This is a genomic window from Secundilactobacillus silagei JCM 19001 (assembly GCF_002217945.1).
Taxonomy (GTDB): domain Bacteria; phylum Bacillota; class Bacilli; order Lactobacillales; family Lactobacillaceae; genus Secundilactobacillus; species Secundilactobacillus silagei.
Genome location: NZ_BCMG01000005.1, coordinates 35,638 through 49,411 on the forward strand (window position 1 = coordinate 35,638; position 13,774 = coordinate 49,411).

12 protein-coding genes are annotated in these 13,774 nt (G+C 48.5%); 1 reads left to right on the top strand and 11 read right to left on the bottom strand.

From position 1 onward, the window contains the following. Positions 1-128: 128 nt before the first annotated feature. Together CES79_RS05725 and CES79_RS05730 are read right to left on the bottom strand one after the other, a co-directional pair. The gene (locus tag CES79_RS05725; protein ID WP_054656348.1) at positions 129-1,832 is read right to left on the bottom strand and encodes a DAK2 domain-containing protein; all 1,704 of its coding nucleotides are present in this window, start codon (positions 1,830-1,832) and stop codon (positions 129-131) included. 19 nt (positions 1,833-1,851) lie between these two features. Next, entirely contained in the window at positions 1,852-2,214 is a 363-nt protein-coding gene (locus CES79_RS05730) for an Asp23/Gls24 family envelope stress response protein (protein WP_054656347.1), read from the bottom strand. 208 nt (positions 2,215-2,422) lie between these two features. Between CES79_RS05730 and rpmB the strand changes: the two genes are divergently transcribed. Beyond that, on the top strand, positions 2,423-2,608 hold the full coding sequence (gene rpmB / locus CES79_RS05735) for a 50S ribosomal protein L28 (RefSeq protein ID WP_020088997.1): 186 nt from the start codon (positions 2,423-2,425) through the stop codon (positions 2,606-2,608). Between the two features lie 165 nt (positions 2,609-2,773). On the opposite strand, the gene CES79_RS05740 is transcribed toward rpmB, so the two are convergent. From CES79_RS05740 to coaBC, 9 genes are all read right to left on the bottom strand, one after another. Further along, positions 2,774-3,421 carry a thiamine diphosphokinase gene (locus CES79_RS05740; RefSeq protein WP_054656346.1) on the bottom strand — a complete coding sequence of 216 codons (648 nt, stop codon included), beginning with the start codon at positions 3,419-3,421 and terminating at the stop codon, positions 2,774-2,776. Beyond that, a complete protein-coding gene (gene rpe / locus CES79_RS05745; RefSeq protein WP_089136584.1) occupies positions 3,422-4,072 on the bottom strand; it encodes a ribulose-phosphate 3-epimerase in 651 nt (216 codons plus the stop codon). Between the two features lie 10 nt (positions 4,073-4,082). After that, positions 4,083-4,985: a ribosome small subunit-dependent GTPase A gene (rsgA, locus tag CES79_RS05750; protein ID WP_089136664.1), complete on the bottom strand. Its 903-nt coding sequence runs from the start codon at positions 4,983-4,985 to the stop codon at positions 4,083-4,085. An 84-nt stretch (positions 4,986-5,069) separates the two neighbouring features. Further along, positions 5,070-7,073: a Stk1 family PASTA domain-containing Ser/Thr kinase gene (gene pknB, locus CES79_RS05755; RefSeq protein WP_054656345.1), complete on the bottom strand. Its 2,004-nt coding sequence runs from the start codon at positions 7,071-7,073 to the stop codon at positions 5,070-5,072. After that, positions 7,073-7,816 (bottom strand): Stp1/IreP family PP2C-type Ser/Thr phosphatase, encoded by a 744-nt coding sequence (locus tag CES79_RS05760; protein ID WP_089136585.1) that lies wholly within the window; start codon positions 7,814-7,816, stop codon positions 7,073-7,075. Before CES79_RS05760 ends, pknB begins: the two co-directional genes overlap by 1 nt. Before the next feature lie 12 nt (positions 7,817-7,828). Further along, on the bottom strand, positions 7,829-9,175 hold the full coding sequence (gene rsmB / locus CES79_RS05765; protein ID WP_089136586.1) for a 16S rRNA (cytosine(967)-C(5))-methyltransferase RsmB: 1,347 nt from the start codon (positions 9,173-9,175) through the stop codon (positions 7,829-7,831). Continuing rightward, positions 9,172-10,119 (bottom strand): methionyl-tRNA formyltransferase, encoded by a 948-nt coding sequence (gene fmt, locus CES79_RS05770; RefSeq protein ID WP_089136587.1) that lies wholly within the window; start codon positions 10,117-10,119, stop codon positions 9,172-9,174. Before fmt ends, rsmB begins: the two co-directional genes overlap by 4 nt. An 18-nt stretch (positions 10,120-10,137) precedes the next feature. After that, positions 10,138-12,552, bottom strand: coding sequence for a primosomal protein N' (gene priA / locus CES79_RS05775; protein ID WP_089136588.1), 2,415 nt, complete (start codon positions 12,550-12,552; stop codon positions 10,138-10,140). Between the two features lie 2 nt (positions 12,553-12,554). Continuing rightward, positions 12,555-13,763: a bifunctional phosphopantothenoylcysteine decarboxylase/phosphopantothenate--cysteine ligase CoaBC gene (coaBC, locus tag CES79_RS05780; RefSeq protein ID WP_089136589.1), complete on the bottom strand. Its 1,209-nt coding sequence runs from the start codon at positions 13,761-13,763 to the stop codon at positions 12,555-12,557. Positions 13,764-13,774: the final 11 nt, after the last annotated feature.

The following is a 13,774-nucleotide window of genomic DNA, read 5'->3' on the forward strand; positions in this document are numbered from 1 at the left end:
TTTATTTGGGTGTCACCAACAGCCACCAAAAACACTAATTAAATGCAACCAAAAAAATGGAGACCCTCGTTAAAAGAGCGTCTCCATTATGTTTTAGTTCAATTTAGTTATGCTGATTCTGAATAAAGTCATTCCACCGAGATCACAAACGGATAAACCGGTTGGTCCCCTTCGTGAATTTCAACTTCCAGCTCATCGTCGATCTTTTCAACGGCTGCCTGAACGTGTTCAGCAGTTTGCTTATCCGTATCGACACCGTAAATGATCGTCACGATTTCACTGTCTTCATCGACCATCTTAGTGACCATTTGAATGGCGGCTTTTTCGGTGCTGTCAGTCACAACCGAGATCTTACCGTCAATGATGCCCATAAAGTTGCCCTTCTTGATATCAAAGCCATCGACTTGGGTATCACGGATAGCGTGAGTGACTTCACCACTCTTAACGGTCGACAGGTTGTCTTCCATAGCGGATTGGTTTTCTTCAAGGGTATGATCCGGTTCAAAGCCCAACATTGCGGTCATGCCTTGAGAGATTGTCTTGCTGTGCACGATCACTGCCGGAACATCAACGACCTTAACTGCTTGTTCAGCAGCTAAGAAAATATTGCCGTTGTTCGGCACAATGATGGCCTGCTTAGCGTGACTTTCTTGAATTGCATCCGCAATATCTTGGGTACTTGGATTCATGGTCTGACCGCCAGAAATAACGGTGGTGGCCCCTAAACTCTTAAACAGGGTCTGCATCCCCTTACCAGCAGCAATCGTAATGATGGCCGTCTCAGGGGCTTCAGCAGGCGCTTCGGCAGTGGCAACTGGTGCTTCACTCGCAGCGTTTTCCTCGTCATTTTCAATGATGGTCTCTTGCTGGAGACGCATGTTATCAACTTTGACTTTAGCCAGGTCACCAAATGACTGGCCCCAAGCCATGACCTTACCTGGGTGTTCCGTATGAACGTGGACCTTCACGATTTCGTCATCGTTGACCACTAATAATGAATCGCCCAACTTAGCCAGATAATCATAGAAGGTATCATAGTCAAACTTGTGTTCAACTTGTTTACCCCGGCCGATACGAACCATGATCTCGGTGCAGTAACCATAGACAATGTCGTCAGGGTTCAATTTACCCTGCACACTGCGATGGTGTTCAGCATCGACCATTTCATCCATCTCGGTAGGATTAGGCTGGTGAGCGCCCTTTTGAGCCGTTTCACGGCCATTTAAGACATCATCAAATGCCTGAAGCACAAAAGTTAGCCCTTGACCACCAGAATCCACCACACCAACCTGCTTCAAAACAGGTAGTAGATCAGGCGTGGTTTTTAAAGCAGCCGCAGCCGCATCATAAGTGGCATCCATCACGGCTACGATATCATCTTCGCGAGCCACCGTCTTACGGGCCGCCTTAGCAGCTTCCCGAATAACGGTCAGGATGGTGCCTTCAGTTGGCTTCATAACCGCTTTATAGGCGGTTTGAGCACCGGCCGCGATGCCATCGACCAAGTCAGAAGCTGACAAGGTATCTTTGTCCGCAATGGCCTTTGAAAAGCCCCTAAAAATCTGCGATAAAATAACACCAGAGTTACCACGGGCACCCATTAACAGTCCCTTTGCGAGGGCTTGGGCTAATTCACCGACTTTGGTGCTACTTGATTCGTTAACGTACTTTAAGCCGCTATCCAACGACAAACTCATGTTAGTCCCAGTGTCACCATCGGGCACCGGAAACACATTTAATGAATTAATGAATTCAGCGTTTTGATCCAGTGCTGCTGAGGCAGCCTCAATCATTTTGATGAACTCACGATTCGTTATTTCTTTCGTTTGCAACAACTTTATCCTCCGCTTCTTACTCACTTAATACTTGAACGCCTTGAACTGTAATGTTAACAGCATTGGCAGTAATTCCAAGCATCGTTTCCAAATTATATTTCACTTTTGATTGAACGGTTCGGGAAACTTCTGAAATCTTCGTTCCGTAGCTGACAATAATATTGACATCAACTGCAACCCCGTTATCTTCTTGACGGACGACAACGCCCTTGGCATAATTATTACGATTCAAAATAACATTTACGTTATCCCGGATCTGGTTCTTGCTTGCCATACCTACAACACCATATGAATCAGTGGCAGCACCACCAACGACTGTAGCAATGACATCATTATCAATATCGATTAAGCCATGTTTTGTTTTAATTTTTACGGCCATCTAGAGTAGCCTCCTTGCATACTAGTCTTCACGATAATTTATATTACCACAAATTGGGCATTACCGTTATGATAATTAATCGGATTGATTGCTGTCAAGTAAAATTACTTGAAAGAAAACTATTGCATTCCACCGGGGGTTATGATAAATTATTTTAGTGAGCTAAAAAGCAACGTTTTTTAGATAAGTCTAAAAGGAGGTAGTTACCATGGCAAAGGATTTCATCAACGGTAAGCGCACCCGTTTCGGTAACAAGCGCTCTCACGCCTTGAATTCATCACGGCGTGCTTGGAAGCCAAACTTGCAAAAAGTTCGTATTTTAGTGGATGGCAAGCCTAAGAAGGTTTGGATTTCTGCACGAACTTTGAAGTCAGGCAAAGTGACTCGAGTTTAGTTAAGAAAGTTTGGCGCGGTAGCCAAGCTTTTTTTGTGAATTTTTAAAATCTTTCTTTCAACCAAAAGAACCACTGTTAACGATCAATTTCGTTAGCGGTGATTTTTTTGTGCACCTAAAAAAGTTAGGTGCGATTGATCAGCACCTAACCCCTTCCAAAAATGATTAATCTTTACTTTGAATAACAGCCACCATGCCACTATCAAATGAAAAATGACCGGTGTCGCCAACAAATTCATTACTGGCGTAAGAAATTGGCCGGGTCACGTTTTTACCCTGCAAATTGTACTTTTCATCAGGCAAGGTCAAGTTATTCACCTGTTCAAGAGTCACAAAGGCCAAATATTTTTTATCCGGTTCCTTAGTGATCTCATACGAACCCGGTGCGTAAAACGTAATCGTGTTTTGCCGATCAATAAAGCGAATCTTCGGTGCAAATTGGCGGTACCGCGGTTCCAAAACGATCCATAGGTTAGCCAGGAAATGGTCTAAACGGCCACCAGTGGCCCCGTAAATGTCTAACCGGTCGTAGTGAAATTCATGTAGCGCCACGGTCACAGCTAGCTGCGTATCGGTTTCGTCCTTTTCCGGTTTGGCCTGCCGAATGTCAGCAACTGCACCTTTAACGCGCTTTAGTTCATCAGCAGTCAGCGAATCAAAATCGCCAATGGCCACTAATGGCGTAATGCCCAGCTTTAATAAGCGCAGCGTGCCACGGTCAGCACCGATCCAGTCACCGCTTACCTTGCCAGCACTTAACTGCTCAGGCCATTCACTGGTAGGACCACCTACCAGCAAGTTAAGATGTGTCATTTACTTGGTCGCATCCTTCAAAGCTTTAACTTTAGCAGCAGGGTCAACCCCGTCAAAGACGTATGAGCCAGCAACAGCAACGGTTGCACCAGCTTTTTGGCAGTCCACGATGGTCGTGTTCTTAACGCCGCCATCAACTTCGATGTCAAAGTCATAGCCTTCAGTTTGCTTCAATTGGTCGAGTTGCGTAATCTTCTTCAACGTTTCAGGCAGGAACTTTTGGCCACCAAAGCCGGGGTTAACCGTCATGACAAGTACTTGGTCAACCATATATAAAACGGGCTTGATTGCTTCGACAGGCGTCCCTGGGTTGATCACAACTTCGGCCTTGGCACCAGCGTTTTTGATCAATTGCAGTGCCCGGTGAATATGTGGCGTTGCTTCAACGTGCACACCAATGATGTCAGCACCGTTTTCAGCAAACTGTTCAACGAACCGTTCTGGGTTTTGGACCATCATGTGAACATCCAAGGTCATGTTAGTAATTGGGCGAATGGCCTTTAACCAACCTGGACCATAGGAAATAGCGGGTACAAATGAGCCGTCCATAACGTCAATATGGAGGTATTCAGCACCAGCCTTGTCCACTTTTTCAATATCTCTTTGAAGATTAACATAATCAGCACTTAAAATTGATGGTGCGATTTTCATACATAATCCCTCATTTCTCAGATTTGCGATAATTTGGTTTTTGATTCTTCAGAGTCTGATACAGCTGCAGGTAATTGTCATAACGCGATTGTAAAATATCACCTGACTCAACTAATGCCTTCACAGCACAGCCGGGTTCATTGACGTGGACACAGCCCCGAAAACGGCAATCAACAGAGGCGCGACGGAATTCACGAAAATACTTGCCTAATGATCTGGCATCCATTGAAAACGTATCGTACGATGAAAATCCTGGTGTGTCAGCAATTAAGCCACCAGCCACTGCCAGTAATTGAACGCGCCGGGTGGTATGCTTCCCACGATTTAAGGCAGCAGAGATCTCGCCGGTGGCCAATTTTAAATCTGGCGCCACGTGATTCAGCAAAGTTGACTTACCAGCCCCAGTCTGACCCATGATGACACTCACTTTACCAGCTAGCAGGTCGTCCACTTCTTTTAGTGCCGCTGCCGAAAATGGTTCGGCCGTATACACGACCTGATAGCCAATTTTGCGATACGCAGCCGCAATTCCAGCAAATTCAGTCTGTTCAGCTGCCGTCAGCAGGTCAGTCTTGGTCAGATAGATCACCGGTTCAATATCGGCAATCTCCAGGGCCAATAACTGCCGGTCAAGCAGATTAGTTGAAAAGGCTGGCTGGCGCACAGCCGTCGCCACGATTGCCTGATCAACGTTGGCAACTGGTGGTCTGACCAATGAGTTGCGCCTGGGCTTAACCTCTAAAATATAGCCTTCGTGATCGTTAGGCGCATCGATCACAACGCGATCCCCCACTAGCGGCGTAATCTTCCGGTTACGGAAATTACCGCGAGCACGGGTGCGTACCAGTCTTCCTGAGTCCGTCATGACATCATAAAAGCCACTTAATGATTGTCGAATTTGGCCTTCCGCCACATCAACGCCACCTTTCATAATTCTGGATAATTAAAACCAGTTCTCTTATATTATAAAAGAACTGGTTTTAAAATGCAGTAATTATTAATGAGAATTTTTAGTCACGTTGTTATCGGATAAAATAACCTTACCATCCCGAACGATTTTATAGCCGCCACTCTTACCGGAAGCCACCGCAAACGGAATCGAGACTTGGGTATCCTGAGCAATAGTTAATTGCTTATAAACCGTTTTGTAGCTATGATCGTGATCCCGGATGTAGATTTGAACGGTATTCACGTCGTCACTAGATGAAGACGAGCTGCTAGTCTTGCTTGAATCACTGGAGCTAGAAGCACTGGCTTCAAAGGGAATATCAACGTCAACGTTAAAGTCTTCAACTTTTGGTTCGGACTTCGAGACTGGCTTTTTCCCTCTGGACAAGGTGACAACCACGGTTGACCCTTCCCTGACCGTACTGCCGGCCCCAGGAGTTTGGTCAATGACCGTGTCTTTAGTTCGGTTATCATACCGGTACCTAAAGGAAATATTGATCGACTCACGCGTCGCATACCGCTGAACCTGAGCCTTATTTTTACCCGTTAAATCAGCCAGCTGCAACTGCCGCTGACCAGCTGAAACCGTTAAAGTCACCGTGGTGTTTTTCGGATCGATGCGCTGGCCATTTTCGACACTTTGCTGGAGCACGTTACCGATGGGCACCTCGTTAGACGACTCATTTTGCCGCTTAACGGTGATCCCCTTGGCCTTCAGCAGCGCTTCCGCCCGTGTATAGGATTGACCCACGTAGTTGCCAACTTTGACTAACCGCGGTCCCGTACTGACGTAGAGGCTGATCTTAGCGTTCTTTTTAGCCGTTTGCTCCGCTGCTGGTGACGTTTTAATGATCAGGTTCTTCTTAATATCCACACTGGATTGCCGTTTAATCGAACCAGTATTCAAATCATTATCGGATAATTTTTGCTGCGCCTCATTTACCGTCAGGCCACTCACATCCGGTACCGTCACTGATTGGGGACGGCCCAGCCAAAACGCCAGACCCACCGCTGCCAGCAAAATAACCGCTAATCCCAATAAAATGTAACGTAAGCGCCGCCGATGCCGCCGCTTTTTTTTCGGCTTAACCGGTGGGGTGTCATCATCTTTTACCGGCGGGGTCTCAGTCTCATCTTGAACCGCCTGCGAATGTAAAGCAGCCGGGTCAAGCACCTTGGTTTCACCATCATCAACTTCTGAATTAGGTACAAACTTCGGTTCTGATGCCCGCCTCGGCGATAACGCCGTCTCCAGATCATTGGCCATATCGGTCACCGTTTCGTAACGGTCAGCCGGCCGCTTGGAGGAGGCCTTTAAGACCACGTTTTCTAACGCCTGCGGAATCCGCGGATCAAATTCACGGACGGATGGAATATCGGATTGAAAGTGCTTGATGGCAATTGAAATCGCGGTTTCACCCTTAAAGGGCACCGTTCCCGTTAAAAGTTCATAGAGAATGATCCCTAACGAGTAAATATCCGACTTTTTAGTCGCCATACCGCCACGGGCCTGTTCTGGGGACAAATAGTGAACTGAACCCAATACCGTGTTCGTTTGAGTCAGTGCATTCTCTGATAAGGCCACTGCAATCCCAAAATCGGTAATCTTGGTGACCCCATTTTCATCGATCAGGATGTTTTGCGGCTTCAGGTCACGGTGAATAATATTGTGTTCATGCGCGACTGCCACGGCCGACAGCACCTGTTCCATAATGTTGATGACTTCCTGATAAGGAATGGGAAAGTGCTTTTTGATGTAGGCCTTTAAGTCCATCCCCTTCACGTATTCCATCACCATGTACTGCATGCCGTTTTCTTCACCCACGTCATACACGCTCACGATGTTTGGGTGAACCAGCTCAGTGGCCGCTAACCCTTCCCGCTGAAACCGCTTGATGGTATGGGGATCGTCGCGTAGATCAAGTCTTAATAGCTTCACGGAAACGTCCCGGTCTAAAATGAGATCATGGGCTAAATAAACGTTTGCCATGCCGCCTTCGCCTAAGGCTTTCAGAATTCGGTATCGGCCGCCTAAAACGTAATTTGGTCGCATTAGTCAGCCACCTCCGATTGGTCATCGATCAAGATCACACTAATATTATCCAAACCGCCAGCATCGTTAGCTAACTTAATGAGTTCATCACATTTTGCCTGCAACGCTGCGTCAGATTCAAGGACAGCTTGAATCTGATCATCATTGACCATATCGCTTAAGCCGTCCGAACAGAGCAGCAGCATATCGTTATCCGTTAATTCTAAGTAATGCATGTCAATTTGGACCGCTTTTTCAATCCCCAAAGACCGGGTAATGACGTTTTTTTGGGGGTGAACCCGGGCCGCCTGCTTTGACAGTTCACCCCGTTTGACCAGTTCATTGACCAGCGAATGGTCTTCCGTCACTTGAGAAAAAACGTGATCACGCAACAGGTAAGCTCGGCTATCACCAATGTTGCCAATCAGCACCGTCTGGTCAAAGATCACCGTTAGCACCACGGTCGTCCCCATGCCCTTTAGATCAAGGTACTGTTCAGACCGATCGCGAATGTCCTGATTTTCAGATGAGATCTGGTTTTGCAGCCAGTTTTTGGTTTCGTCGATCGTTTTGACCGTGGTCGGCTGAAACGAATGGCCCATGTGCGCCACCGCCATTTCAGAAGCCACATCGCCACCCTGATTACCACCAATACCATCCGCAATGATGGCCAGTGTTACGCCACTCTGGTTGGTAAATATGCCAATGCTGTCTTCGTTATCTTGTCGGCGCTTCCCTATTGCTGTTCGATAAGCAATCTGCATGAGTAACCTCCACTAACGTACCCGCTTGAACTGACCGATAAAGAAGCCGTCAGAATCAAAATCATCCGGGTAAATTTCAAGATAATCAGTTGTCCGGTCCGCCTTTAGATCACGGGCGGTTTCAACCCGTTGTGATTCAAAATCAGGGTGTTCAGCCAAGAAGGCCTTCACTACGTCCCGGTTTTCCTGATTAAGTATCGTACAAGTACTGTAAGTTATTATACCGTTAATTTTCACTTTTTGAGCAACGGCGTTTAAAATATCCAGTTGAATTTTAGCCAAGGACGTCACGTCTTTCAGCTGCTTTTCGTAGCGAATTTCTGGCTTACGACGAACCAGGCCAATCCCTGAACAGGGCGCATCCACTAGAATTTCGTCAAAGGTCTGATCTTTAAAGACATCCTGGATCTTACGGGCATCAATAGCCTGCGTAACGACCCGATCACTCACGTTCATCCGGCGAGCGTTTTGTTTGACCAAATGAACTTTGTGTTCGTGAATGTCCAAAGCCACGACTTGACCGCGTTGATCAGCTGACAGCTGTCCGGCGATCTGAACCGTTTTACCACCGGGTGCTGAGCAGGCATCAAGGATCATCATGTTAGGCTGAATCTGCATACTTTCTGCGGGCAGCATAGCACTTTCATCTTGAATGGTCACTTGACCGGATTTAAAGAGCTTCGCCTGATTAGCGGGTTTACCGCTGAGTACGAATCCCTGAACGGCCACTTGACTGTCCGCTACTTTGTAGCCTTCTTCTTCCAAGGCCGCCTTCGCATCCGCCATGGAAAGCTGTTCCGTAGCGACCCGAATCGACTGGTTAGCTGGATGGTTAATACTCTTTAAAATACTGGTGGTCTTATCGGCCCCCAACTGGTCAGTTAACTCATTGATCAGCCATTCTGGGACGGAATAGACCAGACTTTGCCGTTTGATTGGATCATCAATGTCAGCAGGGTCTTTGATCCCCACCCGGTCCATTTGGTGCAGCACGCCGGTCACAAACCGGCGAATACCCTCATGGCCACGGGTTTTAGCAATTTCGATCGATTCATCAAAGATCGCCCGCTTGGGAACCCGTTCTAGATACTGCATCTGATAAACGGCAGTCTCTAGTAAGATCATGACCCAGTCAGCGACGCGCTTTTGGTTCTTGATGAAGGGTTCTAGCTGGTAATCGATGGTCATGCGGTGCTGAATGACGCCGTACACGATGGTGGTCATTAAACCGGCATCACGTTGGGAAATATTGGAATCATCGATCATTTGATTCAGTTGCAGATTAGAATAGGCGCCATTTTTGACGCGGGTCAGTGCTGTAACGGCCATTGACCGCGGATTGTTATCAACTTTACTCATAGTTTAACCACCTGTTCGCCCTCTGTTAGGGCATCCTCAGTTCCGTTCAAAAAGTCAGTAATGCTTTGTTTCGGTTTTCCTGCCGGCTGCAGTGCATTGATCTGCAGGGTGCCGTGATCGCCAGTCGATAGAACTAGCCGGTGCTTTTCGTGCACAACGACTTTGCCTGGCGTTAAATCCGTTTTATCAGGGAGTACCGTGACGTCCCACAGCTTGGTTCTCGTTCCCGATAAAATGATATACGACGTTGGAAATGGCCGCAGACCGCGAATCTTTGCGTCGACCATTGTCGCTGACATACTGAAGTCCACTTCTTCTTCAGCCGGTTTGATGGTTGGCGAAAAGGTGACCTTCGCCTCGTCTTGTGGCACCGGATCGACATCACCGTCAATTAACTTCGGCAAGGTTTCCAGCAGTAGGTCACGACCTAACACGCTTAATTTATCAAACATGCTGCCCACGTCATCGGTCTTTTCAATGGGGATCGACTTTTGGCTAATAATATCGCCAGCGTCCATCTTTTTAACCATGTAAATGATTGAAACACCGGTTTTAGCATCGTTGTTCATCACGGCATAGTGCACTGGCGCGCCGCCACGATACTTAGGCAATAACGAGGCGTGCACGTTAATGGCGGCCGTTTTAGCCGACTTTAACAGCTTGGTGGGCAAAAATTGCCCAAAGGCCGCCGTAACGATAAAGTCCGGTGCCAGCTCAATGGCCCGGGCCATTTCTTCACTGCCGCCAATTTTTTCCGGCTGCAGGACTTCAATATTGTGCGCCAAAGCGACCTGTTTAACCGGTGAAGCAGTCAGCACGTGTTTGCGGCCAACTGGTCGGTCCGGCTGCGTCACAACGGCTTTGACGTCGTAATGGTGTTGAATCAGCGCTTCTAGAATTGGCGCTGAAAATTCGGGTGTTCCCATGAAGACGATTGATGTCATACTTATTCTCCTTTTGGCTTACATAAAGCTCATTGGATTGCGGTCGATTGCAATTTGCAACCCGCCACGAGACTGTTTTTGAGCCTGTCCTAAAATCTTGAACAGGGCCGAATCCAGTTGTGATTCACGTTTATATTTGATCACTAATTGATAATAGTAGCGTTTGTTCACGCGGGCAATGGCGCCTGGCGTGGGCCCTAGGATGATTGCCTGGGGACTCAATACCGTTTTTAACTGGCGCACGATCTTAACCATGGCTTCAGCTGCCTTGCGTTCTTCCACGTCACTAGCGGTCAGCTTAACCGCAAAATAATACGGCGGGTAGTTGCCCCGGTGACGCAGCTGCATCTCCCGGCCGAAGAACTGTTCGTAGTTCTGCGTTTTCGCCAGTTGAATCGCGTAGTGGTCCGGATTATAAGTCTGGATAAAGACCTGACCAGGTTTGGATGCTCGCCCGGCCCGGCCGCTGACTTGGGTCAGCAGTTGAAACGTCCGCTCGCTGGCCCGAAAATCCGGCAGACCCAAGGCGGTATCCGCATTCAGCACGCCAACTAGGGTCACATCAGGGAAATCCAGCCCCTTAGCGATCATTTGCGTCCCTAATAGGATATCTGCCTGGTGGTCACCGAAACGTTTCAGCAGACGCTCGTGAGCACCCTTTCGCCGGGTCGTGTCAACATCCATCCGAATGACGCGAGCAGTTGGCAATAATTCAGTCAATTCTTGTTCAACCTTTTGAGTACCCGTGCCATAATAGCGGATATGGCGCCCATGACAGTTGGGACAAACGTGCGGAATCGGTTCTTCATGGCCGCAGTAATGGCACTTCATCGTTTTGGTGTCCATGTGCAGTGTCAGCGAAATATCGCAGTTGGGACATTGTAAAACAAACCCGCAGTCCCGACACATTACAAATGACGAATATCCGCGACGGTTCAGCATCAACAGCGACTGTTCCCCGCGCGCCAGCCGGGTCTGCAAGGCCTGCAGCAGCCCGCTGGAAAAGTTACTTTCCTTGTGGTGCCGCAATTCCTCCGTCATATCAACGATGGTGACTTGCGGTAACGCCTGGTGATTGACCCGGTTGGGCAACAACAACCTAGTATACACGTTCTTTTCAGCCCGTGCGCGACTTTCTAGTGACGGCGTGGCACTGCCTAAAACCACGGGGCAGTGATGGTACCGTCCCCGCCATAACGCAACGTCACGGGCGTGGTAGCGAGGATTATCCTCTTGTTTATAGCTACCTTCGTGTTCTTCATCCACAATAATGACGCCTAAATGCGTCAGCGGTGCAAATACCGCAGAACGCGCGCCGACCACGACTTGGGCTTCGCCACGCTGAATTCTGCGCCATTCATCAAACCGTTCACCGCTGGACAAACCGCTGTGCAGTACCGCGACTTGTTTGCCAAAACGGCCACGAACCCGGCCGACAATTTGTGGCGTTAACGAAATTTCAGGGACCAGCATTAAAGCCTGCTTGCCCTGCGACAGTGCGTTGGCCATCGCCTGTAAGTAGACTTCGGTTTTGCCGCTGCCGGTGACCCCCTCTAATAGAAACGTTTCGGATTGTTCATGATCAGTGGCCGAACAAATCGCACTGACCGCCTTATCTTGATCCGGATTTAATTTTAACGGCTTCGTTTTAACAACAGCCGTCTGAAACGGATCGCGATAAACTTCCACGGCCTTCCGGGTCAGCCAGCCATTTACTTCACCGGTTTTTAAACTGCTGCTGGAGAGCTTTAACTGATGTTCTAAATCCGGCTGGCTGATGGTGTCGCGATGCGCAATTAAATAATCGAGCAAGGTGGCCTGCTTCACCGCCGTTTTTCTCAGCGACGAACGCGCAGCCGTTAATTCAGCCACGTTCATCGCTGGTTTGATCATCATCACTTTTTTAACTTTGGACTGGTTACGAACTTCGTAGCGCACGGTGATCAGATGCTGGCGATTCAAAGCCAGTAACTGTTTGACCGTGTCCGTGGGCAATGAATCATCCCACAATAGTTCTGGCTGATTGCCGAACAACTGCTGACGAATATCGTTAGCCAGCTGTTCAGTGGGCCTGGCCCATTTTTGATACTTCGCTTTTAAAGCGTTGGGCAGCATGGTCTGCAGACACGTAATGGTAAACGCGTACGTGGTGTGCGCCAGCCAATCCGAAAGCTGCATCAGTTCGGCGTTCACGATGGGTGCTGGATCCATCACGGTATCAATGGCCTTCAAAATCACGTCCGGATCCGGTTTAGCGTCTGGTTTGACCTGCCAAACAAAGCCCTGCACTTTACGGCTGCCGTTACCAAAGGGAACCACCACCCGCATACCGGGCTGCAGCTGGTCAACTAAGGCTGACGGTATTTCATACGAATAAGGCGTGTTGGTCTGCATCGTTGGTACATCCACGATGACCTCAGCGATTTGCGTCATTCCTACCCCTCTTTTTGTAGCCGTTGGCTGATCTGATCAACCACTTGCTTAGCGATGGTGTGTTTATCCGCCAAAGTGGTTTTAATGGGTGCCTGATCTGGCTGTAAAATGGTCACTTGGTTCGTATCGCCATTAAATCCCACCCCTGGCTTGGAAACATCATTAGCAATTAACAGATCAAGCTGTTTGGCAATCAATTTCTGGTTAGCATTATCCAGTAAGTTTTGCGTTTCAGCCGCAAAGCCCACGGTGATCTGACCCGGCTGCTTTAACCGCGCCACCTGCTTTAAAATATCGGTTGTTTTGGTCAGTTTGATCGTCAGTTGATCATTATCAGCGGACTTTTTAATTTTTTGATCTGCCGTATTCACGGGTTTAAAATCAGCGACCGCCGCGGCCATGACTAAAATGTCGGTTTGTTTAAACGCCTTAGTCACCGCGTCAGCTAAGTCTTCCGTTGTCAGCACTGGAATCAGTGAAACGCCCGCTGGCGGCGTTAACTTCGTTGGTGCGGAGATCAAGGTCACCGTGGCGCCACGCTGCTGCATTTCTTCGGCGATGGCATAGCCCATTTTGCCTGAAGAATCGTTAGTAATAAAGCGCACCGGATCGATCCGTTCACGAGTACCGCCGGCGGTTACCAGTACTTTTTTACCGGTTAAAGGCGTCGTTTGTGGGCGCAGAGTTTCAATTTGCTGCATGATGGCTGCCGGTTCCGGCATTCTGCCACGGCCGCTATAGCCTTCAGCTAAGAAACCCGTCGCTGGTGTCATCACAGTGACGCCATCCTGTTTTAGTTGCGCGATATTCCGGTTAGTGGCCGCACTGTCTAACATGTGCTGATTCATTGCCGGCACGACTAACTTAGGCGCCGTGGTGGCCATCAGCGTGAGACTGGCCATATCATCCGCAATGCCGTTAGCCAGCTTGCCAATGATATCGGCACTGGCGGGCGCGACAACCGCTAAATCGGTCCAGTCAGCCAGTTCGATATGGTCAACTGCCTTAACTTGGGTACCAGCAAACATCTCAGTCGCCACGGCGTTTTTGGATAAAACTTGAAAACTGAGCGGCGTCACAAAGGCTTCAGCTGCTTTCGTCATGACCACTCGAACTGCCGCACCTGATTTAATCAGCAGGCGGGTCAAGGTCAGTGCCTTATAAGCCGCGATACTGCCAGTAACATACAGTGCAACGTGTTGTTTCGCCATTTTAAATACCC

Bases quoted from the DNA above. Each gene is read 5' to 3' on its own strand.
- CES79_RS05730 (WP_054656347.1), bottom strand. From the start codon at position 2,214: ATGGCCGTAAAAATTAAAACAAAACATGGCTTAATCGATATTGATAAT.
- rpmB (WP_020088997.1), top strand. From the start codon at position 2,423: ATGGCAAAGGATTTCATCAACGGTAAGCGCACCCGTTTCGGTAACAAG.
- CES79_RS05740 (WP_054656346.1), bottom strand. From the start codon at position 3,421: ATGACACATCTTAACTTGCTGGTAGGTGGTCCTACCAGTGAATGGCCT.
- rpe (WP_089136584.1), bottom strand. From the start codon at position 4,072: ATGAAAATCGCACCATCAATTTTAAGTGCTGATTATGTTAATCTTCAA.
- pknB (WP_054656345.1), bottom strand. From the start codon at position 7,073: ATGCGACCAAATTACGTTTTAGGCGGCCGATACCGAATTCTGAAAGCC.
- CES79_RS05760 (WP_089136585.1), bottom strand. From the start codon at position 7,816: ATGCAGATTGCTTATCGAACAGCAATAGGGAAGCGCCGACAAGATAAC.
- rsmB (WP_089136586.1), bottom strand. From the start codon at position 9,175: ATGAGTAAAGTTGATAACAATCCGCGGTCAATGGCCGTTACAGCACTG.
- fmt (WP_089136587.1), bottom strand. From the start codon at position 10,119: ATGACATCAATCGTCTTCATGGGAACACCCGAATTTTCAGCGCCAATT.
- priA (WP_089136588.1), bottom strand. From the start codon at position 12,552: ATGACGCAAATCGCTGAGGTCATCGTGGATGTACCAACGATGCAGACC.
- coaBC (WP_089136589.1), bottom strand. From the start codon at position 13,763: ATGGCGAAACAACACGTTGCACTGTATGTTACTGGCAGTATCGCGGCT.